The 26,291-nt window shown below is 59.9% G+C and carries 20 protein-coding genes, 1 tRNA gene and 1 pseudogene; 19 read left to right on the top strand and 3 right to left on the bottom strand.

Annotated elements, in window-relative coordinates; translation table 11 throughout:
* Window positions 1-64 precede the first annotated feature (64 nt).
* Window positions 65-2,158, top strand: a complete 2,094-nt coding sequence (locus ASE49_RS14480) for a RelA/SpoT family protein (RefSeq protein WP_056774038.1) — start codon at window positions 65-67, stop codon at window positions 2,156-2,158.
* A gap of 14 nt (window positions 2,159-2,172) precedes the next feature.
* Here the strand turns inward: ASE49_RS14480 and ASE49_RS14475 are convergent, their stop codons facing one another.
* Window positions 2,173-3,114, bottom strand: coding sequence for a peptidylprolyl isomerase (locus tag ASE49_RS14475; RefSeq protein WP_056774480.1), 942 nt, complete (start codon window positions 3,112-3,114; stop codon window positions 2,173-2,175).
* A 78-nt stretch (window positions 3,115-3,192) separates the two neighbouring features.
* Between ASE49_RS14475 and ASE49_RS14470 the strand changes: the two genes are divergently transcribed.
* The 8 genes from ASE49_RS14470 (at window position 3,193) to ASE49_RS14435 (ending at window position 9,461) form a co-directional block, all read left to right on the top strand.
* Window positions 3,193-3,283, top strand: a tRNA-Ser gene (locus tag ASE49_RS14470).
* 181 nt (window positions 3,284-3,464) lie between these two features.
* Window positions 3,465-4,700, top strand: coding sequence for a tyrosine-type recombinase/integrase (locus ASE49_RS14465; protein WP_056774035.1), 1,236 nt, complete (start codon window positions 3,465-3,467; stop codon window positions 4,698-4,700).
* Window positions 4,701-5,010: 310 nt separating this feature from the next.
* The gene (locus ASE49_RS14460; protein WP_156370326.1) at window positions 5,011-5,646 is read left to right on the top strand and encodes a hypothetical protein; all 636 of its coding nucleotides are present in this window, start codon (window positions 5,011-5,013) and stop codon (window positions 5,644-5,646) included.
* A 142-nt stretch (window positions 5,647-5,788) separates the two neighbouring features.
* Window positions 5,789-6,148: a DUF3768 domain-containing protein gene (locus ASE49_RS14455; protein WP_056774030.1), complete on the top strand. Its 360-nt coding sequence runs from the start codon at window positions 5,789-5,791 to the stop codon at window positions 6,146-6,148.
* Between the two features lie 261 nt (window positions 6,149-6,409).
* Window positions 6,410-7,465, top strand: coding sequence for a hypothetical protein (locus ASE49_RS14450; RefSeq protein WP_156370324.1), 1,056 nt, complete (start codon window positions 6,410-6,412; stop codon window positions 7,463-7,465).
* Entirely contained in the window at window positions 7,462-8,217 is a 756-nt protein-coding gene (locus ASE49_RS14445) for a hypothetical protein (RefSeq protein WP_056774025.1), read from the top strand. The genes ASE49_RS14450 and ASE49_RS14445 overlap by 4 nt, the downstream gene beginning before the upstream one ends.
* A gap of 64 nt (window positions 8,218-8,281) precedes the next feature.
* Window positions 8,282-9,019, top strand: a complete 738-nt coding sequence (locus ASE49_RS14440; RefSeq protein ID WP_056774023.1) for a hypothetical protein — start codon at window positions 8,282-8,284, stop codon at window positions 9,017-9,019.
* A gap of 220 nt (window positions 9,020-9,239) precedes the next feature.
* Window positions 9,240-9,461 (top strand): hypothetical protein, encoded by a 222-nt coding sequence (locus ASE49_RS14435; RefSeq protein ID WP_156370323.1) that lies wholly within the window; start codon window positions 9,240-9,242, stop codon window positions 9,459-9,461.
* On the opposite strand, the gene ASE49_RS18335 is transcribed toward ASE49_RS14435, so the two are convergent.
* Entirely contained in the window at window positions 9,448-9,960 is a 513-nt protein-coding gene (locus ASE49_RS18335) for a hypothetical protein (protein WP_156370322.1), read from the bottom strand. The two genes, ASE49_RS14435 and ASE49_RS18335, sit on opposite strands and share 14 nt — an antisense overlap.
* Window positions 9,961-10,541: 581 nt before the next feature.
* On the opposite strand from ASE49_RS18335, the gene ASE49_RS14430 reads away from it, so the two are divergent.
* From ASE49_RS14430 to ASE49_RS14395, 8 genes and pseudogenes are all read left to right on the top strand, one after another.
* The gene (locus ASE49_RS14430; protein WP_156370321.1) at window positions 10,542-10,838 is read left to right on the top strand and encodes a hypothetical protein; all 297 of its coding nucleotides are present in this window, start codon (window positions 10,542-10,544) and stop codon (window positions 10,836-10,838) included.
* Complete coding sequence (locus ASE49_RS18330) at window positions 10,835-11,725, top strand: hypothetical protein (RefSeq protein ID WP_156370320.1); 891 nt, start codon at window positions 10,835-10,837, stop codon at window positions 11,723-11,725. The genes ASE49_RS14430 and ASE49_RS18330 overlap by 4 nt, the downstream gene beginning before the upstream one ends.
* A 258-nt stretch (window positions 11,726-11,983) precedes the next feature.
* Complete coding sequence (locus ASE49_RS14420) at window positions 11,984-13,654, top strand: DUF927 domain-containing protein (protein WP_056774010.1); 1,671 nt, start codon at window positions 11,984-11,986, stop codon at window positions 13,652-13,654.
* Window positions 13,655-14,346: 692 nt separating this feature from the next.
* A pseudogene (locus ASE49_RS14415) lies at window positions 14,347-14,931 on the top strand (tyrosine-type recombinase/integrase); the annotation flags it as partial.
* Between the two features lie 424 nt (window positions 14,932-15,355).
* Complete coding sequence (locus tag ASE49_RS14410; protein ID WP_056774008.1) at window positions 15,356-17,536, top strand: TonB-dependent receptor; 2,181 nt, start codon at window positions 15,356-15,358, stop codon at window positions 17,534-17,536.
* Window positions 17,533-18,597, top strand: coding sequence for an MBL fold metallo-hydrolase (locus ASE49_RS14405; RefSeq protein WP_162234255.1), 1,065 nt, complete (start codon window positions 17,533-17,535; stop codon window positions 18,595-18,597). Before ASE49_RS14410 ends, ASE49_RS14405 begins: the two co-directional genes overlap by 4 nt.
* A 3-nt stretch (window positions 18,598-18,600) precedes the next feature.
* Window positions 18,601-19,914 carry an MFS transporter gene (locus ASE49_RS14400; RefSeq protein WP_082456491.1) on the top strand — a complete coding sequence of 438 codons (1,314 nt, stop codon included), beginning with the start codon at window positions 18,601-18,603 and terminating at the stop codon, window positions 19,912-19,914.
* On the top strand, window positions 19,914-21,548 hold the full coding sequence (locus ASE49_RS14395; RefSeq protein WP_082456490.1) for a fatty acyl-CoA synthetase: 1,635 nt from the start codon (window positions 19,914-19,916) through the stop codon (window positions 21,546-21,548). The genes ASE49_RS14400 and ASE49_RS14395 overlap by 1 nt, the downstream gene beginning before the upstream one ends.
* 87 nt (window positions 21,549-21,635) lie before the next feature.
* Here the strand turns inward: ASE49_RS14395 and ASE49_RS14390 are convergent, their stop codons facing one another.
* Complete coding sequence (locus ASE49_RS14390; RefSeq protein ID WP_056774001.1) at window positions 21,636-22,610, bottom strand: NAD-dependent epimerase/dehydratase family protein; 975 nt, start codon at window positions 22,608-22,610, stop codon at window positions 21,636-21,638.
* 212 nt (window positions 22,611-22,822) lie between these two features.
* Here ASE49_RS14390 and ASE49_RS14385 point away from each other — a divergent pair, with 212 nt between their 5' ends.
* Both ASE49_RS14385 and mdlC read left to right on the top strand, forming a co-directional pair.
* Window positions 22,823-24,235: an aldehyde dehydrogenase family protein gene (locus ASE49_RS14385; protein WP_056773998.1), complete on the top strand. Its 1,413-nt coding sequence runs from the start codon at window positions 22,823-22,825 to the stop codon at window positions 24,233-24,235.
* Window positions 24,236-24,278: 43 nt separating this feature from the next.
* Entirely contained in the window at window positions 24,279-25,865 is a 1,587-nt protein-coding gene (gene mdlC / locus ASE49_RS14380) for a benzoylformate decarboxylase (RefSeq protein WP_056773995.1), read from the top strand.
* Window positions 25,866-26,291 lie beyond the last annotated feature (426 nt).

Raw genomic sequence — 26,291 nt, 5'->3', positions numbered from 1 at the left:
AAATCCGCATTTCCTGTCCTGCCCCCTTGCCGCGCGGCCATAAATCCTGACATTGCAGACCAGCATGCTACGTCAGTACGAACTCGTCGAACGCGTAAAGGAATACGCACCGGAGGCCGATGAGGCCCTGTTGAACCGCGCCTACGTTTACACCGTGCAAAAGCACGGCACGCAAAAGCGCGCCAGCGGCGATCCGTATTTTAGCCACCCGGTGGAGGTGGCGGGCCTGATGACCGAGCTCAAGCTTGATCAGCAGACGATCATGACCGCGCTGCTCCACGACACCGTGGAAGACACGCTCGCCACGATCGAGGAGATCGAGAAGCTGTTCGGCGCGGACGTGGCGCGGCTGGTCGATGGCGTCACCAAGCTCTCCAAGATCGAGGTGATGACCGAGAGTGAGCGCGCGGCGGAAAACCTGCGCAAGTTCCTGCTGGCGATGAGCGAGGATTTGCGCGTCCTGCTCGTCAAGCTGGCGGACCGGCTGCACAACATGCGCACGTTGCACTTCATCAAGAAGGAAGAGAAGCGCCGTCGCATCGCCCGCGAGACGATGGATATCTACGCGCCCTTGGCAGAGCGTGTGGGCATGTACGAATACATGCGCGAAATGCAGTTGCTGGCGTTCGAGCAACTGGAGCCCGAAGCCTATGCCACCATCACCGGGCGGCTGGCGCAGATCCGCAGCCAGGAAGGCGGGCAGGTGGATGCCATCGCCCTGTCGATCAAGCAGGTACTCGCCGAGGCGGGGCTGAATGTCGAGGTTTCCGGGCGGGAAAAGCATCCCTACTCGATCTGGCGCAAGATGGCCGAACGCCACGTGACCTTCGAGCAGATCACCGACATCATGGCCTTTCGCGTCCTGACCGACAGCGTGGAGGATACCTACAAGGCGCTGGGCGTGCTCCACCAGGCCTGGCAGATGATCCCCGGCCGCTTCAAGGACTACATCTCCACCCCGAAGTCCAATGGCTACCAGTCATTGCACACAGCCCTCATATTCGAGGGGCGCATGCGCATGGAAGTGCAGATCCGCACCCAGGACATGCACCGCCTCAACGAATTCGGACTGGCCGCCCACTGGGCCTACAAGCAGGGCGGCGTGCGCCCCGATGGCGAAGTGGGCTGGCTGCGTGACCTGATCGAGATCGTGGACGCCAGCCATGATGCCGAGGAACTGCTCGAAAACACCAAGATGGCGATCTATCAGGACCGTATCTTCGCGTTCACGCCCAAGGGCGCGCTGTTTCAGCTGCCCAAGGGGTCTACCGCCGTCGATTTCGCCTATGGGGTCCACACCAAGCTAGGCAACGCGGCGGTGGGGGCCAAGATCAATGGCCGGCACGTTCCGCTGCGCACGCAGCTGGTGAACGGCGATGTCGTGGAAATCATCAAGAGCCCGACGTCCGAGCCGCAACTGTCCTGGCTGGCGTTTGTCGTCACCGGCAAGGCGCGCGCTGCCATCCGCCGGGCCGTACGCGCCAAGGAGCGCACGGAAGTCGCCGAGATCGGCGGCAAGCTGTATGACGAGATCGTCGGCCGCCTGCCCCAGCGGCTTGGCAAGAAAGCGCTGGCGTTGGCGGTGGAGCGCCTCAGCTTGCGGGACGAGGAAGACCTGATGTTCGCGATCGGATCGGGCCGCCTGTCCGACCGCCAGGTCATGGAAGCGCTGGTGCCCGGCAGCACGTCGGCGATGCCGGACGAGCCGGAATGGACGCGCGGCGAACGCGCCATCTCGATCCGCGGGCTGACGCCCGGGGTCGGGTTCGAGCTGGCCGAATGCTGCCACCCGGTGCCCGGCGACCGGATCGTCGGCCTGCGCCGTCCGGACCACAAGGTGGAAGTTCATGCGATCGACTGCATGAGCCTGGCCAGCGGCATCGACGCGGACTGGCTCGACTTGTCATGGGGCGAACGCACGACCGGCGCGGTAGGACGCTTGCGGCTGGTGCTGTACAACCGGCCCGGCACCCTGGCCGAAGTGACCCAGATCTTCGCTGGCAATCGCGCCAACGTCACCAACCTGCAGATGATCAGCCGGGACGAGCCTTTCGGCACGTACGAGGCCAACCTGGAAGTGTCCGACCTGGCGCACCTGACGCGTATCGTCGGGGGCCTGCGCGCCAGCGAAGCCGTGGCGGAGGCCGAGCGCATCTAGCAGAGACGGACGGGTCAGCGTTTCCCGGCGACGAGCACCTCGCGGATCGGGACGGGCACGTTGCATACCTCGACCCCGCCGGCAGGCTGGATATAGAAGTCATCCTTGCGGTTCGCGCGCGCATGGGCATACGCGGCAAAGGCGCGGCTGTTTGTGGAAAGATATTCGTAGGCGGGCAGATCCTTCACCCCGCCGCCGATCCGCACCGACGTGATCCGCGTGCGCTCCGGCGCGGTCTTGTAAAAGCCAAGATCGCCGGTCCCGCGCTGCAGGGACGAGAGGTTTTCCATGCCGGCAATCACTCGGCCCACCAGTGCGATGTTGCGATCCAACTGGCGCGGCGCATGCCCGATCACCGTGTAAAGCTCCGCGCCGGTCCCGGTATCGGGCGACAGGTTGCGCCCCACGCCAACCATGCCGTAGCAGTGCAGGGGCCACTTGGCGCTTTGCGAACGTCCGATCGGCCACCCCCCCTCGAACGTCGCCAGCGGCGCGTAGGCATCGTTGGTGAATGCAACCGGCCCAGCGGTGGCATCCCCGGCGGTTAGAGGCGAGACATACTCGCTTTGCGGCACTGTCAGCAGACCCGCCGGTAGCGTCTTCGCCTTGCCGGGCATCTCGCCATCAGGGTCGCCCCATTGCACGACGTAGTTGTCCTGCACGCGCACAACGGCAATCCCGTCGAACCAGTGGGCTTTGACCAGCGTGCGAATGTTCTGGACCCACCCTTGCGAAAAGGGCGGCGGCATCACCTGTATGACCACCCGGCGCGCGTGGCCCGCAGCATCTGGCGCAAGGTCCATAACCAGCAGGTCGTCCGGGGCGATCCGCACCCAGTCGCCAGCAGTCGCCGCCGCAACGATCGCGTTGGGCGTCAACGGAGCAGGGGCTTTGTCCGCCGCCATGGCGGATGCGGAAAATGCTGCGAAACCGAGCAGGGAAAGAAATATGCGCATGAACCCATCATGCCAGTCCAACGCCGCTTGCGAAACCCCACGCCGCACGCTAGGGGCCAGCGCCTTACCAGTGCATGCGGAGCGGTGGCCGAGTGGTCGAAGGCGCTCGCCTGGAAAGTGAGTATACGCCAAAAGCGTATCGAGGGTTCGAATCCCTCCCGCTCCGCCACCCCCTGTACATTCACGATCTTCAACGCACTGTCGCGGACGCCAAAAGCGCAGGATTTCTGCGCCTTTTGCGCGGATTTCTGTTCATCGCCGTTCGTAGAAAATCGCGGGAAGCCGTGCAAAAACTATGCTCAAATTTATGCCTAGATCGGCCGTCTAGCAGCTGCTAAAAGCCGAAAATCATGCCCTCGCACGCGCGTAACAAACTTTCGGCTCGCCAGGTGACGACGATCACCAAGCCCGGCGTCTATAGCGATGGCGGTGGTCTGTACCTTCGTGTGCGCCCCAATGGCCGATCTTGGCAGTTCATCGGGACGTTGAAGCCCAAGGGGCAGTTCAGGATCAAAGGCACTGGTGGGGGAACGAAGGTCGAAATGGGCTTAGGCTCTGTGTCGGATGTTGGCCTTGCGAAAGCCCGAGAGTTGGCCGCTCAGATGCGAGAGATGCTGCTGGATGGCGTCGATCCTCGCGCCGAGCGTCTCAAGACCAAGAAGGCGGACGCGCCCGGCGAATCAATCATCACATTCGGCAAGTTCGCGATCGCGTTGATCGACAGCATCGAGGACGGCTTCAAGAATCCCAAGCATCGGCAGCAATGGCGCAATACGCTGACGACCTACGCGCAGCCGCTATTCGCCGTCCCGATCGATAAGGTGACCACGGAGCAGATTCTGGCTGTGCTGCAGCCGATCTGGCTGAGCAAGGCCGAGACGGCTTCCAGGCTTCGGGGACGGATCGAGCGCGTTCTTGATGCCGCCAAGGTCAAAGGCCTGCGCACTGGCGAAAACCCGGCACGAGGTCGGGGGCACCTCGATCTGCTACTGCCCAAGCGCAGCAAGACGGCGGTTAAACATCATCCCGCCTTGCCGTTTGGCAGCGTGGCGCAATTCGTCACAGATTTGCAGGGGCGACCTGCGGTAGCTGCACGAGCGCTGGAATTCGTCATTCTGACAGCAGGCCGATCCGGGGAAGTGCGCGGCATGACCTGGGGTGAGGTCGATCTTGGGGCCCGCTTATGGACGGTGCCAGCCGACCGCATGAAAGCGGGGGTCACCCATGAGGTGCCGCTGAGCGATGCTGCGCTGAAGGTGTTGACGTCGGTCCACGAAGCAGGACTCAAGCCGGCAGATTACGTCTTTCCAGCGCCGCGTAGTGGATCGCTGTCGGACATGGCGCTGTCCCAGCTTCTGAAGCGGATGGGCTATGGTCATATCACGGTACATGGCTTTCGTTCGACGTTCCGCGACTGGGCGGGCGAGACGACCCAATTCGGCCGAGAGGAAATCGAAATGGCGCTTGCACATACCGTGGCGTCTTCCGTCGAACGGGCTTACCGGCGCGGCAGAGCGCTTGAGAAGCGCCGAGAGTTGATGACGGCATGGGCTGAATACTGCTTCAAAATTCCGCAGAACACTTAATTTCGGAAGTGATTCGCGGATCGAATTCCGCATGATACGCTGCCAAAAAAACGCCGAAAATCGGCAGTTTTGACAAATTCTTCGAAATCTTATAAGATGATTTTGCGTTGATCTTCTAATAAATTGGATTGGTCAGCGATTTTTTACAAAAAACTTGTCCTAAGGGATGCCGGATACAATCCGGAGGAGATTTACACTTGCTCGGTACATAGGGTGCAAAGCCCAGACGTCGGCAAGTCGTTGTCCGCGAGATCGGCCCTTCGGTCGGTGGAGGTCCCTAGGGGCACTCCATACGAACGAGGACTGCAACGTGGATAAACAACAAGTGAAAACAACATCATCGATGGACGACCTGGAACGGGCCGGGGCGGTGGTGCGCAACATCGAGCGGGTCGAAGCTGATGGCGAGCTTGCCATCGGCGCTCTCAGCGAACGCATGATGCGGGCATCCGTTCAAGCGATCACCAAAGTCGCCACTGCGCCTTGGCAGGTGATTGAAATCGACTGGACGGCCAGGGTCGTCTGCCCCGAGTGGAAGATGGTGCGAGGCGTTGGTACCGGCGATGCTTGGCTCGAACTCACGGAGATCGGAGCTGAGGACGAGGAAGGCTTCAGTTGGATTGGCGTCGCGGTCGGTGCCGCCCCGACGCGGTTCGGCCTTGAACTTGCGTTCCGGCCCGGCCTGCAGGCGCGTGCGGAAACGGTCATCCACGACGATAAGGTGGTGGCCCCGCTCTTGAAGCTGGGGATGGTTCGCGACGAATCGGCAACGCGTCTGTTCTTCCCTGTGGCCGTGCAAGCCGAACTGCTCGCGCAAGGTTTCGAACAAAACGATCTCGACAAGGCGCTGCTTCCGGTCGGCAAGGCCACTGAAAAGGCCATAGCCGCCAAGTCGGAACTTGACCGCCTTATCGGGCAAGTCCGCAATCCAGCGACGGGCAAGTAACCGCATCCCAGCAACGGCAGCCCCGCAGATCGCTCGATCACATCGGGGGCACGCCATTCCATAGACAATCCAGCCGCCATTGGGCCTTCGTGACGGGTCACGTGGGATGATGGCGGCTGCGTGCAATCCGAGGACTTCCACCATGTCAAAACGGACGACCGGCGAAACCGCGCTCGCCTCCCGCGCCGAAGCGATAGCCCGCCTTAACGATCACCTGCGCACCACCGGCACCGGGGGCGCGATCCTGATCACCCGGAATGTGAAGCACATAACAGGCTTCGATGCTGACGTTCTCGCAGCGGCGCTGGCCGCTTACGATGAATTCGGGCCGGGTAGCGATCCTTACGGCGAGCGCGACTTTGGTACCATGACCTTGTGGGGCTACGATCTGCTTTGGAAGATCGATTACTACGACAAGGATTTGAAGTTCGGATCGGACGATCCCGACAACCCCGCCGTCACATCGAGGGTGCTTACCGTCATGCTGGCATCGGATTGGTAGGGGGCGGGCATGTTTAAACCAACCGACAACACACTGCTACTTGATTGCCACGCAGTAGCATCGCATAGCCAACCCACCTGCGGTCAGTCCCGCGGGGGAGGCGTAGGAACCTCTTGTCGTGCGCACCGGTCGAGTTTTCTCGGCCGGGTGGTCGCCGCGCATGTCCAAGGCTCGCCTAAAGGCGGCGACGCCTTGTGCGTGCGCAGGGTTCCTAACACCCGGCTTCGCGCCGGGGCCTCCATGACTGATGGAGGCAAAGTCATGCGCCGTGCGGCACGATTATTAATCTGCACCTTACCGATTGCTGGCATCGGTCCAGCCCCTTGCGCTGCGCAAGATGTCGGTAATTCAGGGGGCAGTCTGGCATCGAACTCCAAAGTCAGCGCGCAGATGAAAGCGGTCTGCTCCAACCAGAATCTGGCAACGGCGTATGCGGGGTACATGCTGGGCTACCATGTCTTTGACACTGGCGGTGGTGAGCGCATCGCGATCGCCAAGGGCAACTCATTAGCCGAGGAAATTATCGACCGCGCTCACATCGACGACTGGACCTTTGTGGGCTGGAGCGGTGGCAATACCGAGGGCCGCTGCACTATGCGCTTTGCTCTTACGATGGCACCGCAAGACGCTGCGCACTTCAACAACGATCCCCTCTGGGGCGGCGACGTCGTTGCCAACATGTCCCGCGACGGCGGTGGGTGGAAGGTAGTGTCCTTCGTGGACTCCGGCGCTAAGGCAGCCGTCTCGGGCTGGATCACGGCGTGGCGCGATGAACGCGACCAGCAGCCTGCCGGCACGCAGCCCGGCAGCACGCAGCCGCTGGGATCGCCGGTCTCGCCGCGGGAACTCGCCATGAAAATCCAGTATGCGAAGTCTTGCACATCGCATTGGGAAATCAGCGATGATCTGTTCCCCGCTTACAACGCGTGGCTCGACACGCTGGGCACGCCCGCCTTATCGAAGTTCAAGGTCGGCTCGTCAGGACACCTTGAAAACGGTCGTCTCGTTTCGTCAAGCAATCAGGCTATCGTGTGCCGCTATAACGTCGGCACGGGTATCGCTGGCGGCATTGTCGATCGCTCGATCCATGATCTCGACATGCGCTTCACGGTTTTGGGCAACCGACCCAAGTGGGAGGTCGTAACGTTTCCCTACGCGTCCGTAAGGACTTTTACCGCCGCGCAGGCCGAACAGTTGATAAGCCAGATCTACGTGGATGGCGAGCAACTTAAAGCAGGACGTGAAGTCGGAGGCGATCATGGCGGCACCGTCTCGAAATCGGGCCAGGGTTCCACCACGCGGGAGGCAAAACAGTGAGCGGCGACGACATCATCGACGCGGAATGGGAGGAGGTTCCCGACAGCAATGAACCCCACCGATCGTCGGTTCGTCCGCCTTGGTCGTTTGCCGCCCCAGACAGGCGCGCTCATCCACATCTGCCTCGCAAATCGTTCTGGCAGGATACTGTCGTCCCTTATCTTAAAGGCTTGGTGTACATTGTCATAATCGGCGTGGCCGGGGCGTATCTGTTTTTCCTGGCGTTGGCGTTGCCCGCGCACCGAGATCATGCCCCGCCTGAGGTAGCATCCCAATCAGCACCCCAGGCTGCTGATCAGCCTGCGTCCCAGCCTGTACCCGACGCATCGCCAACGCCGCGCCAGGCGCAGCAAGATGGCGAGCAAATGCTGCGCAGCTGGACCGAGACGGTGACAGGCCAAGCCGATGCCTCCGGGTTCGTCTTGGTCGATGGTAGCGGCAAACCCGGTGAGTTTTGCAACAACTCGGACGGCGACACAATGCTCAAGTTTGGTGGCGACACCACCAGCTACATTCCCGGGATTACCATCTTCGACTTCTTCGCTGAGTTTCACGGGACGACGGAATCGGGCACGATCGGTGCCTTCTGGTACGACCCGAGCGATCGCAGTCTGATAACCCGAAATCAGGTTGTCGTCAGTCGCGATGGCAAGAAGGGCGATAGTGTGCCGGACATCGTCCACGCGTTCGATGCCGATGGCGCGGGCCGAGCGACCATCGACGGAACACGGTTCCACGTTTGCACTATCTAGCCCGCCAGCGACTGACTGCTCGTGGACAAATCAACCTATATCATCATCTCATTGGAGTGCGCCCATGAAGCTTGGCTCACGCTTTTTCGTTGCCGCCTTGCCCCTAGTCAGCTTGCTGGGGTGTAACGTTCCCGCCAGCGATCAAGATCAAGGGCATAGCCCGGATCGCAGCGATACCTCGTCGGTTGCCCAGCAGGCCTGTGACCGGGAAGATGTCCAGGATGTCGTCGCCAAGGAGGTCAAAGGCATCCTTTATAAAGCCTGGTTTAAAAATGCTGGCGATGCGGTGTTGCTCATCGACCCGCGCCAGATCAGCGAGGGTTTCAAGCAGGCGCGCACCTCGTTTCATGATGTTATTGTCGATGCGGATGCACGGGACAAATCAATGCCGGTGACGCGCATCATGTGCCACGGCATTTTGCAAATTGATGAAAGCAACGAGACTGACGGACAGGCAATCTTGCAGCTGCGCAAGCTACGCTGGTTGATCGACTTTGGCGGGGCAGTAGACGATCCGCAGACCAGCGCGTTTTCCATCGTACTCGATCGCGGGTCTTTCGCCGACGATATGCGCCTCAACGGCGAGCCGATCGAAGACTGGAAAAGGCGCCAGAGTGATGAGCACACACAGTCTGCGACGCCCCCCACAAACGGACAAAGTGAAAGCGATGGAACTGGCCCGACTCGAGCCGAGCGTGACGCTGCTGATGCCGCGAACGCTCAAACGGACGCAACAGCACGAGACGCGCAGTCCGCTGCCGCGCAGGTCAAGCAGGAGCTGCAGTCCCAACTGGCACAGTGAACGGATGCTTTAAGCGATCGGGTTGGCGGGCACATGTCCCGCCTGATTGCCACCCTGGACTTCGAGGCCAGTTCGCTGAACGAACACAGCTTCCCGATCGAAGTTGCCTTTTTCGTCGGGACGCCTGGCGGGCCGTCTTGCGATTCACGACACTGATCCAGTCCCGGCGCGCGTGGCTTCCGACCCGCAGTAGAATACGGGCTCGCAGCAAATCCATGGCTTGGCATATGACGACCGGGCGGTCGGTATGGATGCGGATGCCGTGTGCGACATCCTCGACGCTGCGCTGGCTGACATACCGGTCACAGTTCATGGCGGCAGCTACGATACGTTTCCGTTGGCGCCCCTGTTGGCTGGCCGGCACCCAACCTTTCAGTTCGATAAAATGGGCGCCCCCCTCACGGATATCGAAGCGATCGGCCGAGAGGCTAATCGGCAATAACATTGGATACATCAGGTTTATAGACGTTCTCGAATCCAGGCTCAATACATCCTTCCGTCAACTTTCTCTTGATCTCTCCTTTTGCGCCGGCTTGGTAAATAAAGCCGACGAGCAATCTAGGAGGGATAGAGTGATGGTAAGCATAAAGCATTTGACTGGAAAAAGTGCTTCTATCCTGTTTGCTCATGACTTCGTCATCTGAAAATAGCGCTAGTAAGCCGAAATGAAACGGGTTCTCATCGAGCCGCACCCGTGATGTTAAAGCGCGACCGTCTCGACGAATGACTTCCTCGAAAATTCTCGTTCTACCTTGTGAGATGTAGTGACTAATGATTCGGTAGCTTTCTCGCTTCAGATATCCAGCGGCAGACTCCGATGGCGATGCACTCGAGCCAGACGATTTCCGGTGCATCCATTCTTCGATCATCGAGTCGGAAAGCTGATCGAACTCACGAAACCGATTGGGTCCGGTAGTTAGCGATGCAGGCAAGCGGATCATATTTTTTCTCCCCAGTTGACAACCCGTTTAAGTCGCCTTTAAAAGCGACTGGAGTCTGCGAATAAGCAGACTTAGCTTACTGTTCGGCTTTTACCAAGCCGGGAGAAGGCTTTCGTCGACCTATCTAGGAGAAAGATCATGCCCACGCACAGGCAACACCCGGCTCGGAAACTCCCACCCAGCCAGGGTAGCGACGCGAACGAAGAAACCGGTGTCAGTGATTCTGGCCGGCGGCAAGCTGTAAAGGGGGACGCGCTGAAATCTTCAAGAGGCGAGACACCAAGTCGGCTGACGGTGAGCACGCGCACCGCCTGCGAAATGCTGGATATCAAAAAAACCTTGCTTTTTCAACTTCTTAAGCGAAATTCACTTATTAGAGTTAAGGCAAACAGGAAGACTCTTGTGACATTGGCGTCAATTCACGCTTTTGCCCAGCACGGAACGGAATAGGCATCGCAGCGCAGCAGGGCTCATGCCCTGCGCGTAACCACGTCACCACATCACCGGCACAGGAAGCATCCTTCTAGGGCAAATTGATGCCCTGGAGATGCCTTCCTGCGTCGATCGAAGGCAAAACATCCATGGCAAAATCTACTCTTCCCCCTCGCACCAGGCGTACCGGCAGACCTAAATCCCGCGTCAACAGATGGTTCAACACGGCCGATGGTACCGGGTTGTCCAACGGCAAGCGGCGGCCCGAGCGCAAGCCCAAGGCTTCGTCTTCCGCTACCAATGCCGATTTGGGCGTTCATGACCTCGATTCCATCTTCGATGGCGTGGAGATGATGGTTCCCCAGCACGAGCAGGATGACCCCGACAAGCGGGCGACCACAGACCCCTCGGCAGATGCTGTGGGCACTGGGAAGTCTGCATCATGAGCGGCCGCAGCTGGGAAAGTCTCCCTCGTCCTCGTCCCGGGTTCCGCCCGGGCGAGGATACCCGTCGAAGCGATGGCGTCATCGGCTTTGAAACCTTGGCGGAAAGCCGGGCCGAAGATGGCCATTGCGCCAAAGCTATCCGGCGATGGATACCCAAGCTTGATCCGCGTGACCGCGCTGCGGCTGAAGGACTGCGGTTGAAGCTGCTGCAGGCGGTTGATCGCCCTCGGACGCCACCTGCAACCCTTGCCAGCAGCGTCTACGCCAGAGCAATCCGACAGCGGATAGTGGGCAATATGTGGCCGCTGGTGGAAGATCCGGCGAACAGCCCGGTGGCGTTTGTCACCCTGCTTCGGCGACATATGTGGGTGCCGGCGGATCGGTTGGTGGGGGTCAATCCCCGCAATCTGAACAAGCGCCTGATCAACGATCTCAACCGGGCCGGTGTCACGGCGGCGGACGGTTGGCTGTATGGCACTTTGGATGCCGAATTCGACAGCCGGCGTGGGGGGTATGACTTCCACCATCATTTGATCGTGTCGGGTGGCAAGGTTGCGGCAATGGAGCGCCTGCGGGGCTTGGGGCCGTACGCACCGGGGCGCTCTGGTGCCCATGAAGAGGGTCGCCGTGATATCGACCGGGTGCAGGTTAAGCGTGTCAGGGACAATCTGCCTGACCCCATGACCTATGCCACCAAGTTCCGCGTCTTTAGCGTGAGCACGTACATCGGTGAAGACGGGACAGTGGAGACCGGTACGTCCACAAGGCGTGTCCCACAGCCCCACCTGACCCACTGGCTTCTGTGGATGGACAGGTGGAGGGTTTCTGATCTGCTGATCACCCAAGGTCTCACCCTAACCGCAGGCGGTATCCGCCGCAGGGTCTAACACTAATTATGAGTAAAAATGACATGATCAAGGTATCTATAAAGCCGGTAGGATCCGGATGTAACCCCCATGTAGGGGCTGAAGAGGCTGTAACAGTCGTACAACACAAGGCGGACCATCATATAGGCTTCCGTTTTGCCGAAGTATCCGGAAAATCCGGTGCGTTTTCATCGCAAAAGCGGTGGGACGTGGGGCAGTGGGGCCATTTTCGCCCCGCGACCCTCAACCGCAAAACCCTGATGGGGCAGGGGGTGGATCATGGCTGAGGTCAGCGAGGTGCGCGTGTACCAGGCCGTTTCCGGCAAGCTGTATGTCCAGCTGTGGCAGGGTTCGGGGTCCATCGTCGAGCCGATCACGTCCTTTATGGGGCTGAAGTTGTCTGATCGACTGGCCCGCGTGGGTATTCGTCTCGAGAACAAGGCGGCCAAGCAGGCGTTGACCGACAGGATCAACGCTGCAGAGCCGATTACGACGTCGCTAGTGCCTGAGGCGCCCGGATGGATCGGACCTTGCTTCGTCCTGATGTCCGGTGATGTCGTTCATGAACCGACCGGCACGGAAATTGTGGTGGCGTTCGATGCTGAACCCCGCCGCTGTGGTCAAGGAGGTAGCTTTCATATTTGGCGCAAGGACGTCGCAGGCGAGCTGACCGGCCTGAGTGTGCCCATGGTGGTCATCATGGCCTGCCTGTTGCCGCCGTTGATGCCGTACATGCCGTTGGTCGAACCCTTCGCCTTGGAGGTGATCGACCCCGACGACGGCGAGTTGTCCATCATTACCCAGCTTGCCGCTGCCGTTGTGGGCGGGACCGGCCTGGCGACCAGCGAAAGCTTCGCCGTGCCGCTCCGTACGCTGATGCAGGATGAACGATGGGTAGCGCAGCGGCATCGCCATCACCCGCTGATCTTGGACGGAGTTGATGCCTACATCGACCTGGCGACGCCCAAGGAACGCAGCAAGGTGTACAACACGTTAGCGCATCAGCTACCGCTCTGGGGTCGCGAAGGTCATGACCTCGGTGTGAAAACCGTCGCCATCTTGACCGCGTCGCGCAGCATCCGGCCAACCGCCAGCGTGCCCTTCGGCAGCACCGACGCTTTGATCACCCTCAACCTGTCAGCAGGCGGTGGCCGTGGCATACTCGATCCGTTGCCCGCTGCTCACCGCAGCGGCGCAGCATTCGCGGATCACCTTCGCAGCACGATCCGGGCGGAACATGGCACGGCGTTCCGGCGCTTGGTGAAAGCCTTACCCAACCCCTCGTCCGACGAAGCCGTAACGCTCCAGCGAACGCTAGGTGACCTGCAAGGTGAATTCCTCACTGCGGTCGAGGATCGCTTCGGTTTGGTTCAAGGTAGCCGGGCGGCCAAGGTTTTTGGGGCATGCTACGCGGCAGGTCGCTATGCCCAGCGGCGCGGAGTGCTGCCGAAGACGTGGAACTGCCTGGCAAGTGCGCTTGACTGCTTTCAGCTGCATCGGGGTGACGTGAAATACAGTGCACCGCTGGCTGAGCAGCTCCAGCAGCATATCGACGCCGGTTCGATCTTGGCCGTCAGCGATGGATCGGACCGGGCAGCTCAAACTGCGCGTGCCCTGGAACTTGGAGCAACCGTCAGGGACGCCAAGGCCGGTCGAGAAGTCCGTATGACGCCCGAGGTTGCGGCGACGCTGCTAACGGACTGGCCTGCCATTCTGAACGCCCCTGATGCCTGCGATATCCTAGTGCTCGGTGACGGTCGTCATCGCCAGCGAAAGGCATCGCTCGCACCGGGCATGGAGCGGCGTCGGCTTTTTTGTTTCAGGCTGCCTCCCGCTGAAGAGCCACCGGGCATCTTTTCGGACGACATCCCTCCCGTGCTGCCGCGTGCCTCAAAGCGCAAACGGCCAGAGTACCGTGAAATCGTGAGCGGTCCCCAGCGACTGCGATAACTGCCCATGTGTGGATGGGGCTGCGTTCTTTGATGAGCACGGCCCCATCTATCGGCGGCGTTCAACAGCCCCAATCGTGAATGCGACAAAAGGCGCAAGAAGCGTTCGGCAGGATTGACCAGCGATGAGGTAATGGGCGGTGTGATAGCCCCCTCGCTGAACCCTGCTGGCAAGGGGTTGCCCCATAATCGAAAGGTTCCTGGCAAGCCGGCGGTCTTTCAAAGACCGCAAAGCACTGCAATGAAGCAAGCACCTTTTTTTTAATATGCAGGGCCCCGACAGCACTGCGCTTTCAGCAGATAGCTATAGCGTCACCTTTTCGCGTCCGCGCCGGGAAACTTACATCGTTACAGGTCGCGTCCGACTGGGTCTGGGACTTTGCGGTCGTTCCCGCACGAAGGTTTCAAGGGTAGGTTCATCGCCAAAACCCGTCACTCCACGAACGGTCCGCTGAGCCTGAAATGCGGCTTTAACTGGGTTGCGGCTTGGCAGCTTCCTGGCGCCAGATCGCAAGTAAAGGACGTTGAATCGCTGATCAAGCGGTTAGGCGCACGTCTCGCAGCAGCCACGGCGCTCGCCCTCCATACGAGGCGTGGCACGCGCCAGTTCTTCAGGCTATTCCAGCACGACAGCGAAACAGATTCGCCCTTTCGCAAGACCCGAAGGCGCAACGAGCATGAGACCGCAAAGCCAATGCGGGAAGGACCGTCGGCGCCAAGCGTGCCCTGAAACCGAAGCAGATATGGGAAATCCGATTTTACCTCAATCAGGGGCGGCGCCTGCGAGACCGGGCGCTGTTCGATCTCGCGATCGACAGCAAGCTGCGCGGTTGCGATCTCGTTCGGATGAAAATCGGTGACCTTGTCAGCGGTGGGCAGATACGGACGCGCGCAATCGTGATGCAGCAAAAGACGGGTCGACCTGTTCAGTTCGAACTGTTGCCAGACGCACGGACCAGCCTATTGGCATGGCTTGAACGTCGAGGCGGCACGGTGGACGATTATGTCTTTCCCAGTCGTGTAGACCACAACGGCCATCTCAGTACCCGCCAATATGCCCGGCTCGTAGATGAATGGGTAACGGGGGTCGGCTTGATGCGAAGCGACTATGGCACTCATTCACTTCGGCGAACGAAGGCATCGATCATCTACAGGGCGACCGGCAATCTGCGCGCTGTCCAGATTCTTCTAGGACATAGCAAGATCGAGAATACAGTTCGCTATCTCGGGATCGACGTGGAAGACGCGCTCGCCCTTGCCGAGAACACTGAAATTTGAGCTCATCGGCTCCTCGCCGGCGACGAGGAGCCGAACTCGGACTCGGACCCTGGGACAGGCCAGCGAGGAATATGTCGGCAAGTGGATCTGCACGAAGAACGATCGCTAACGATCGAACGAAATGGAGAGAGCTTGCTGATCCGCGAGACAGCCCAAGCATGACGGGCAAAAGGGGCGGGCCAAGCCTTTGACAGCACTCCCCAAACTTTTCTCACTCGCGTCGGGGGGGGGGGCCACATAACCCGCGTAGGCCGGTCCAAACGGCAGAAATCTAACTCATTTACACCACTCTTTTGCACATAATGAATTTACCGAATGCCATAATTGGCGGCATATAAGTGATCCAGATGGAATGTTTTATATTGACATCTGAACCGATCGACCATCTAGATGGCGGCATAATGTACAAACCTGGGGAGGTGTTATGAAACTTATCCGTTGCGCATTCATGTTGTGTTCCGCGTCGTCACTGACCATCGCCGCAAGCGCCTTTGCGCAATCGGCACAACAAGCTGCTCCGTCGGAGGATGCGCCATCCAGCCAGAGTGGCGTCGAGGACATTGTAGTTACCGCCCAGCGTCGCGAACAGTCGCTACAATCCGTGCCGGTCGCCGTGACCGCGGTCTCGGCTGAAAGCCTCGTCAAGTCCGGGGTAAGCGATATCGGCACGTTGGGATCCGTTTCGCCCGGCTTGGTGATGAACACCAATCGTGCTTCGGTTACGCCTTATCTTCGCGGCGTTGGCACCCAATCGGGTGATCCCGGTGGCTCATCCAGCGTCGCGATCTATGTTGATGGCGTTTATTACCAAGCACCAGCGGCAGGCTTCTTTGCGCTGAACAACATCGCGCGGGTCGAAGTCATCAAGGGGCCGCAGGGAACGCTGTTTGGGCGCAACGCGACCGGCGGCCTCATTCACGTCATCACGCGCGATCCCTCGTTTACGCCATCCGGCGAAGTGAGCGCGGGGTATGGAAATTACCAAACTGGGACTGGTTCACTCTATGTGACCTCCGGGCTGTCCAGCAACCTTGCTGCCGATTTTAGCGCCTTTGGCACTTATCAAGGCAAAGGTTTTGGTAAGAACCTGACGCTGGGCGGCGATGCAAACTATAGGCGCGAGTTCGCGGTGCGCAATAAGTGGTTATGGACGCCGGGCGATGATACGCGGATCGTCCTGGCTGCCGATTATTCCCAGAATTCCAATGACAGCGGTCATATTCGGGCCATTCTACCGGGGTCGTTGGGCGTCGGCGCAACGCCAGCGCGCGGCACCCTTTGGGATACCCAGGCGAACCTGCCGTCAAAAGCGGACGCCTCCCAATGGGGCGCCAGCCTGCGTATTGAGCAAAAGTTCGGCGATATCAAGTTCACGAGCACATCGGCATATCGGAATGTCAAAAGCGTTGCGAATTTTGACCAGGATGCAACGCCCATTCCTCGCGTAGACGCGGTATTCGGTGAGAAGACCGATACATTTCAGCAGGAGTTCACGCTAGGCGGTGGCAACGACTGGCTGGATTTCACCGCAGGGATATTCTTCTTTACCTCTAACGCGAAGACGACGCCGATCACCATTCGCAGCGATGCCATTGCGACGCTTCGCGTGGATCGCTACGCGACGCAAGGCACCGACTCCTATGCCGCCTTTGCCCAAGCGACGGCTTCGGTTACCCCGACAACGCGCATTACTGCCGGATTGCGCTACTCTATCGACAATGTTTCCATCGTCGGTCGAGACATCGCCGCGATGGGGAACTCGCGGGGGCCGCAAGGATCGGTCGTCGCGCAGGCGAAGCAAAACGTCACCTTCAAGAAGCCGACGTGGCGCCTTGCGATCGATCAGGATCTCGCCGATCGCGTGATGCTATATGCCAGCTACAGCCGTGGCTATAAAGCGGGCCAGTATAACGTGAACAGTTTTAGTAACCCGCCTGTTAAACCGGAAAGCCTAGATGCTTTTGAAGTTGGACTGAAGGCTGAAACCGCCGATCGACAGTTGCGTGTCAACGGGGCGGCGTTCCTTTACAAATATTCGGAGATTCAGCTGTTCCGTTCCGCTCCTGGAAATCCCATTCTCGTCAATGCGGCTGCCGCCACGATCAAGGGGGGAGACCTTGAACTGACATGGGTTCCGGCGTTCGCGGACGACAAATTCGAATTGCGTACAGCCGCGTCCTATCTTGACGGTGAATATTCGGACTATCCAAACGCGGCATTCTTCTCGCCTAACCCGGCGGGGGGCCTGATCCAGACGGACGGCGACGCCACGGGCAACACGACGATCCGCTCGCCGAAGTATACGTTCAGCACGACCGCGAATTATAATGTTCCACTCTCGGCGGGCCACATCGATCTCAGTGCGACGTTCTTTCACAGCGCCAAGTTCTTCTTCGACCCTGATAATCGCACTGTGCAGCCCGCCTATTCCACCCTGGCCGGCCAGATCAGCTATACGTCGGACAATGGTTGGTACGCCCGCATTTGGGGGCGCAATTTGACCAATACGATCAACTATACCGCTTGGTCAGAAAGCACCTTGGGCAACTTGGTCGTGGCTGCGCCGCCCCGGACCTACGGGTTTACGCTGGGCTTCAAGTGGTGAGCCTTCTAGCTGGCCTGCTCGTTCTCACCGCCACTGCAGCCGCACCGCAGCTCGAAACGACGAGGATATGCGGTCCGGAAACCGACCGGATCGTTCTGCTAGGAACGGCGGGGGGGCCCACGCCTTCCGCCGTTCGTGCCCAAGCCGCAACCGCGCTGGTGATCGGCGGCACTCCCTATTTGTTTGATGTGGGCGACGGAAGTGTCCGTCGGCTTGCGGAAGCGGGCTTTCCGGCCAATGCAGTCCGCCACGTTTTTATTACCCACAATCACTTCGATCATACGGGAGATCTTGGCTTGTTCCTGGCAACCGCCTGGTTTGCCGATCTGCCTAGACCGATTGAGATCGTCGGACCCAAGGGAACGCGGGAAGTCGTAACGGAATCTTTGGCCGCCTTTCGGCACAGTATCGAGATATTCAATTCGGAAGTCATGCGACAGCCTCTCCGCATGGACAAGGACGTGATCGTGCGCGAGGTTGCGCCCGGCGGTGTAGTGTTCGAGGACGAACGGATGAAGGTGCGTGCCTACGAGAACACTCATTTTGCGCATCTCAAGCCTGGTACAGTCGCTTATGGCCGCGATCAGTCGCTGTCCTATAGAATTGAGACAAGGGGCCGTGTCATTACTATAACAGGCGATTCCGGTGCAGATGAGGTGATTCAACGGGCAGCGCAGAATGCTGATTTCTTGGTTTCGGAAGTGCTGGATCCGGTGGCGACACGGCAATTCGTTAATGCAAGGGCAAAAAAGTACAATTACAGCCCCGAACGAGCGGCCGGAACCATCCAGCATATGCTTGAGACGCATATTCAAGCCGACATGCTCGGTAAGATCGCCGCCAACGCGAAAGTCAAAACAGTGATCCTCACGCATTTCGTTCCGAACACCGGAAAGGACTCGTCGGCCTTCGTAAACGGAGTTGGCGAGGCGTTCCGGGGACGTATCATCGCTGGGCAGGATCTAATGGAGATACCCATCAACGAGGTATCCGGCGAAGTCTGTAGGAAAGCTAGCCAGCGCTTCAAAAATTACAAGACAGATTTGAGCGGCGAGGATTAATGGATGTCTGAAGTAGCTGCCGTGGCGCCGAGATACTCCGATGGCAGATCGGAGTGGCGGGCATGGGCGATGCTGGTCATTCTTGGCCTGCTTTGGATGGTATCGTTCGTCGACCGCTTCATTTTGGCCCTTTTGGTAGCGCCACTGAAGGCTGATCTCCACCTGAACGACGTCCAGCTCGGACTTCTGTTCGGAACTTTCTTCGCGGTGTTCTATGCGCTTATGGGCATTCCCCTTGCGCGCCTTGCAGACAACCATAATCGCAAGCGGCTGATCATCGCCGGGGTAGTGTTCTGGTCGCTATGTACGATCGGTTCTGCATTCGCGACGAATTATGCGACGCTGGCATTGCTGCGGATCGGTCTTGCCACGGGCGAAGCCGCGCTTACCCCTGCGGCATTCTCGCTCCTGACCGATGCTTTTCCTCCGCGGCGGCGAATGATCGCCGGGACGCTGCTCAGCGCCATGGGTATGATGGGAGCATCCATAGCTTTTATCGCCGGTGCCGGTGTCATCGCCTGGGCGGAACAGGCACAAGCATCGATGGGTATGTCGGCGTGGCGCCTGGCATTGATGATCGTGGGAATGCCGGGGATCGCCCTCACCGTCGCCTTTGCGTTTATCGCGCGCGAACCCTCGCGTTCCGAGTTAGAGGCAAAGGTATCGATGGGCGACGTGTTCCGGTTTCTGCGGAAGGAGCGCGCTTTGTATGGCGGCCTGTTCGCTGGTGCTGGCGCGGCGCAATTGATCAGCTATGCACTTATCGCATGGTCGGCCGCCCATCTCAGCAGAAGTTTCGGGTTGGCGAGCGCAGAGGCAGGAAGCTGGCTGGGCCTCTCGCAGTTTGTATCGGCGGTCGGCGGAACGATCATCGTCCCCTTCGTGATCCGGATTGTGGCCGCGCGCAATATTACGGTAGCAAGTCTGTTGCCGGCGACGGGCGTCATTGCCGCCGGGATCTTGGTGGTGCTGTCGACGATATCGGGCAATGCACATTCCTTCCTGATCCTATCCACGATGGGAGCCTTCCTGCTGGTGGGCATCACCAACGCCATTCTCGTTCTAATCCAGTCCACTGTGCCAGGATCGATGCGGGCGACCGTCACCTCGCTACTGTTAATCTGCGTCAGTGGCATAGGGCTTGGCTTGGGGCCGGCGCTCGTACCCATGCTGGGGCGGATATTCCCGCAGGCTTATGGAGAACTGAGCGCGGGCCTAATGGGGGTCGCCTTCGTGGGCTGCGCGATCGGCACGGGCGCATTTTTCGTGGCAGCCCGCTCGCTGCGGCGTGAGTTTGCTCGCTTGGAGGAACGCTGATGCCGGCCAACACGCTTGAATATGGTGCGAATCAGAGTCGCGCACGCGACGAATGTCTGGTCCCCGGATCGGGAGTTGCAGCCGCGCCGCGCCGGCAGACCCTGGCCGACATGCTTTACCGGACCGCCCACCGCTTTCCGCAAAAGATGGCGATCACCTATGGCGAGAAAAGCTGGACCTATTCGGCGCTGGTCGCGCTCGTAGACCGGATCGCCGCTAACCTCGCTGCAGATGGAATCTGCCCCGGAGACCGCGTAGCGCTACTTTCGCGGAACAGCCACTGGTTCGTCGCCTTGAGGTTTGCGGTCGCAAGGTGCGGCGCGGTATTGGTTCCGATAAATTTCATGCTGACGAGCGACGAGGTCGCCTTCATCCTCAGCAATTGCGAGCCGACGATCCTCTTCGTCGATCATCATTGCGCGGCGGCGGGACGCTCCGCCGCGATGCAAGTCGGCCTCGACCGGGTCATTGCCATGCAGGGCGGTCCCCTGGGCAGGGACGGATACAGGGAAGCAGGGGATTTTTCCGCATTCCTCGTGGACGCACCTGCCATGCCTGACACGACGATCTCGGCGTCCTCGCTAGCGCAGATCATTTACACCAGCGGTACGGAATCGCGTCCGAAGGGTGCCATGCTGACGCATGACTCGGTGCTGTGGCAGTATCAGAGCTGCGTGATCGATTGCGAATGGACGGACCGTGCGGTGGTACTCAACGCACTGCCCTTGTTTCATTGCGCCCAGCTCGACGCTTTCCTAGGGCCTGCCCTGCAGGTGGGCGCATCGAACATCATCGTCGATTCTCCCGCGCCGGATATCGTGCTGCCGTTGATGGCAGCGCGCGGTGTGACGTCGTTCTTCGCGCCGCCCACCGTATGGATATCGTTGCTCAGATCCCCACTCTTCGATGCGTGCGACCTGTCGCGGCTGACCCATGGCTATTACGGCGCGTCGATTATGCCGGTAGAGATACTGAAGGAGCTGCGTTCGCGTGTCCCGGGGCTTCGGCTGTGGAACTGCTACGGTCAGACTGAAATCGCACCTGTCGCCGCGGTGCTGAGGCCGGAGGACCAGGAGAGGAAGGCCGGGTCGGCGGGCAAGCCGGTCCTTCATGTCGAGACCCGCGTGGTCGATGAGGCCATGGCGGATGTTGTACCAGGCGAGGTGGGCGAGATTGTGCATCGATCGCCGCAGCTTTTTAATGGGTACTGGCGTGATCCGGCGCGCACCCAAGAGGCTTTCGCAGGGGGCTGGTTCCACAGCGGAGATCTGGCCACCACCGATGCCGAGGGCTTCATCACGGTCGTCGATCGCAAAAAGGACATGATCAAATCCGGGGGAGAAAACGTCTCCTCGCGCGAGGTCGAAGAGGTGATCTATCAGCTTGGTGAAGTATCCGAGGTCGCCGTCGTGGGCATTCCTCATGATCGCTGGATCGAGATGGTCTGCGCCGCGATCGTGTTGAAGCAGGGCAGCACGCTGTCTGCGGCGGACGTGATCGCGTTCTGCCGATCGAGGCTTGCCACGTTCAAGGTGCCCAAGAAGGTCTGTTTCGTCGACAGTCTGCCCAAGAACGCCAGCGGCAAGCTGCTGAAGCGGGATTTGCGGATCCAACTATCGGACGCGGCCAGTTAGGCGGTAAGGCGGGGTGCCGACACCGGATGGCGCGATGGTGGCGCGACGCCTTTCCATCAGGCACCGTTTCAGCGAATGGATCAACGGCTAGAGGGGGGTCTCCTCCAGCCATGCGATGTATTTCGCCATTGCGGTTTCGGGCGTGAAACGCGGCTGAAAACCCAGCTCTGTCCGGGCGCGGCTGATATCGATGCAGCGCCCGGCCATCTGGTCCGGCCCGATGAGCGCGCCGCCGCCTTCAGCCCGCGAGGGGAGGGAGATCGCAAACCCCGGTCGCGCCGCCATCGCAGCTTGTGCAAAGCGTTGATAGGTGTACGCCTCGCCACTGCCCAGGTTGTAAACACGGTGGCGCAAATCGTCGGCCAGGGCCAGCATGGCCAGTCCTTCGACCATGTCTTCGACAAAGATCTGATCATAGCCGTCTTCCGCTGCCGGCAGGACCGTGGCGGTCAGGTCGAGACGACCCACTGCAGCATGCGCCAGGCGGCTCGGGACGTTCATCAACGTGCGGTACAGCGGACCATAGACCCCAGCGGCGCGTGCTATGCGTATCGGTGATCCCGCTTCCCGGATATACAGATTGGCAATGACCTCGAGTGTTTTCTTGGCCCATGCCTGGACGATGAAGTGATCGTCGTTCTCGATCAGGGGAACCGGCATATCCTCCCGATAGGGCGCAAGATCGTTGTCCAGCCCCCAGTAGGTATCCATCGAACTCATCAGCACGATCTTGCCCGTGACGTGGATACGCGCCGCCTCCAGGATATTCGTCAGCGAGTTGACGCGAAACTGGACATCGGCGCCTAGCGACAGCTTCTTCGGCGCATGGCCGGACAGATCGATCACGATCTCGGGCCGGTGGCGATGGAATAGGCCCATGACATCGAACGGGCTGGTTACGTCCACCTTGTCGACGGCGATGTTTGCATCGGCCAGTTGGGCGAGCATGTCCGGCAAGCGGGCGCTGCTTCTCCCGGCTATCGTAACCCGCTGGTTTTTCCTGGCCAGATTCGCCGCAAGATGCTGACCCACGAACCCGTTTCCGCCGATTATCAAGATCATACGCTCTCCTCAGGGTCGAGACTTCTACACTAAATCATCATTGTGGAAAGTTATAGACTAATATATACTCCATGTAGAATAATAAAGGTGATATCCGGTGAGCAGGGAGGCGCGAAGTTCACTTTCCGCCGCTGCGCTCGGTGTGATGTACCTCCGCAGGGCTATTCGCCCTGCGGGCGAGGCGATTGGAGAGTTAAGTGCGCAAATATTCGATGCTGTTGAATGGAATGCCGCATGCCGGGGCTGCGACATTTCCCGTTGTCAATCCGGCGACGGGCGCGACGTTCGCACTCTGTCCGAAAGCTGATCGCGACATTCTGGACGAAGCGGTAGCCGCCGCGCGGCGAGCCTGGCCGAACTGGAGTGCGACGCCTCAAGACGATCGCGCGTCTGCGATAGCCGCGATCGCGGATGCCATGACGGCCCGGGCGGCCGAATTCGCGGCCTTGCTAACGTGCGAGCAGGGCAAGCCCGCCGATCAAGCCATGGCCGAGGTTCGTGGCGGGATCGGACTGCTTCGCGCCGCCGCGGCGATGCGCATCGAGGACCGGACCATCCGCGCGGACGACAATATGAAAGTCGTTGAGCGACGTCGTTCGCTGGGTGTAGTAGCCGCGATCGCGCCGTGGAACTTTCCCATCATTCTCATGCTCGGGAAGGTGGGCGCCGCGCTGATAACGGGCAACACGTTGCTGCTTAAACCGGCGGCGACCACCCCGTTGACGATCCTGCTGTTCGGCGAAATCTGCCAATCGCTGCTTCCGGCCGGCGTGATCAATATCATCTGCGATGAGAACGACCTGGGGGAGGCAATAACGTCGCACCCTGATATCGCCAAGATCGCGTTCACTGGCTCAACCGCCACGGGCCGCAAGGTGATGGCCTCCGCTTCCGGCACGATCAAGCGGATCACACTCGAACTGGGCGGAAACGATGCCGCAATCGTGCTGGACGATGTCGATCCGGTCGATGTCGCGAGGCGGATTTTTCCGCTGGCAATGGCGAATGCTGGGCAGGTGTGCATGGCCATCAAACGGATCTTTGTGCCCGCGCGGCACTATGATGCGTTTTGCAACGAGATGGCCGCTATCGCCAGGTCCGTAGTGGTCGGAAACGGGGCGGATCCCGGCGTACAGATGGGGCCTGTCCAGAACCGTGCGCACTTCGACAAGCTGCGCGCGCTCCTAGACCGGACGCGGCAGGAGGGCACAATCATGACCGGCGGCCATGCGATCGAGGGGGAAGGCTTGTTTATCGAGCCAACCGTCGTTCGAGACATCGCCGATGACGCCGAGCTGGTCCGCGAAGAGCAGTTCGGTCCTATCATCCCCATCTTGCGCTATACGGACGTCGACGATGCAGTGGTGCGCGCGAATGCCGGCCCCTTCGGTCTGGGTGGGTCCGTCTGGGGCGCTGACTGCGGTCGCGCTGCGGCGATCGCAGAGCGGCTGCAGACTGGTACGAGCTGGGTGAACACGCATCTGGTGATGGACCCGGCGGTTCCGTTTCGGGGCGCGAAGCAGTCTGGCCTGGGCACAGAACTGGGCCAGGAAGGCCTGCATGAATTCACACAAGGGCAGGTGATCAGCATCGCCTTGTCCTCCGCCCCGGCGCGTGCAGCGTAGTCCTTGCCAACGTCTCTCCTCTCCCTACTTTACAGGATAAGCCATGAGCCACACACCCGCCGCGCGTTCCAGCAGCGTTCGCGATGTCATGTTCGATCTCTTCCGACAGCTCGGGATCGACACGATATTCGGCAATCCCGGTTCTACCGAGCTGCCCATGTTCCGAAACTTTCCCAGCGATTTCCGATATGTCCTCGGTCTTCAAGAAATGGTCGCGGTAGCGATGGCCGATGGCTATGCCCAGGCAACGCGCAATGCCTCGATCGTGAACCTTCATTCCGCTGCCGGTGTGGGCCATGCGCTGGGCAATGTTTTCACTGCGATGAAGAACAAAACTCCACTGGTCATAATCGCGGGGCAGCAGGCGCGATCAATACTGCCTTTCGATCCCTTCTTGTATGCAGCACAGGCTACGGAATTTCCCAAGCCATACGTCAAATACAGTGTCGAGCCTGCGCGCGCCGAGGACGTACCACTGGCGATCGCGCGAGCTTATCACATTGCCATGCAGCCGCCGTTCGGACCGACCTTCGTGTCGGTCCCGGTCGACGATTGGGATCGGCAGACCGACTATCTCGTAGCGCGTCGCATCCAGGCGGTGCGCTTTCCCGACGACGATAGTATTGATAAACTGGCGGGCGTTCTAATGCATGCCCGAAACCCGGCGTTCGTCGTGGGAGCAACCGTCGATCGGGAAGGTGCATTCGATCTGATGGTGGAACTGGCGGAACGATATTCCGCGAAGGTTTTTGTGGCTCCGTTTGCAAGCCGCTGCCCGTTCCCCGAAAACCATCCGCTGCATGCCGGTTTTCTGCCGCCCATGCGGGAAGGGATCGTCTCCAGGTTGGCCGAGCACGACGTGATCGTGGTGCTCGGCGCACCAGTTTTCAGCTATCATGTTGAAGGCGAGGGCCCGCATATCCCAGACGGATCGCAGCTGATCCTGGTTACCGAGGACCCCGATCAGGCGGCCGGCGCCGCTGTCGGCGATGCGATCATCGCCAATGTGAAGCCGGTGATCGAGAGATTGCTCGATCGAACCGGCAAAGTCGCGCCACCCCTGAGAGAGCCTGTTCGGCCACTACCTTCGTTCGTGGCCGAGGAGGACAAGATTTCCGTCGATTTCCTGATGAAGACGCTGGAGGAGGTGCGTCCGCAGGATTGCGTGATCGTCGATGAAGCCCCCACGGCACACGCCGCCCGGCAGGACCAGATCCGCCTCACGCGCGAGCGCTCGTTCTTCAATTGTGCAAGCGGGGGACTGGGTTATGGGCTACCGGCTGCGGTCGGCTTGGCGCTGGGCTTCCCGGATCGCCGGGTAATCGCCACGATCGGAGACGGCTCAAGCATGTATGCCATCCAGGCGCTCTATTCGGCGGCCCAGCTGGGCCTGCCCGTAACCTTTATCATCATCAACAACGGTTCATATCGCGCGCTTGAGGAGTTCGCGGGCTTTTTCCAGATCGTCGATCCAGTGGGTACCAAGCTGCCCGGCATCGATTTCGTGTCGCTCGCCCGATCGCTGGGCTGCGCCGCCGATCGTGCCAGCGTGCCGGGAGAACTGGCGGGAAAGCTGCAGGCTGCGATCGGCTCAAGCGGGCCGGCGCTGCTGGAGGTTCTCACTCTTTAGGGCGTTTTCCGTGTATGCCGGATCACGACCCCAAGGATCGAGATAATTGGCACGTCTCGGTTCGGGTCGGACCGGGCCGGTGCCGCCGCGCTTCCCCTGCTTCAGCCACGACGATCGCGCCGGAGATTGCCTTTATGCGCGACGATTTCGGATCGGACGAAGCGTTCAACCGCGCGGCCGATATCGTGGGCGGGCGAAGCGCTTACGCTAAATGGTCTGCGGTTTCACCAAATTGTCCATCGATGAACTAGTGGTCCGATTCTGACATTCGACACCGCTTGAAGCCAGGTTGCGTTCGAATGTCATAATCTATTCGGACCACTAGGGTCCGGACTCATTAGAGCCACCATATGACGAAGGCGGCGATGGCGATGGTTGCCATGAAGGTCTTGATGTTGCGGTCAAACCTGGTGGCTACGCGGCGCC

Origin of the sequence: Novosphingobium sp. Leaf2 (assembly GCF_001421325.1) — a bacterium.
Classification (GTDB): Bacteria; Pseudomonadota; Alphaproteobacteria; order Sphingomonadales; family Sphingomonadaceae; genus Novosphingobium.
Note: the sequence above shows the minus strand (reverse complement) of the source record. Positions and strands in the feature narration are given on the sequence as shown.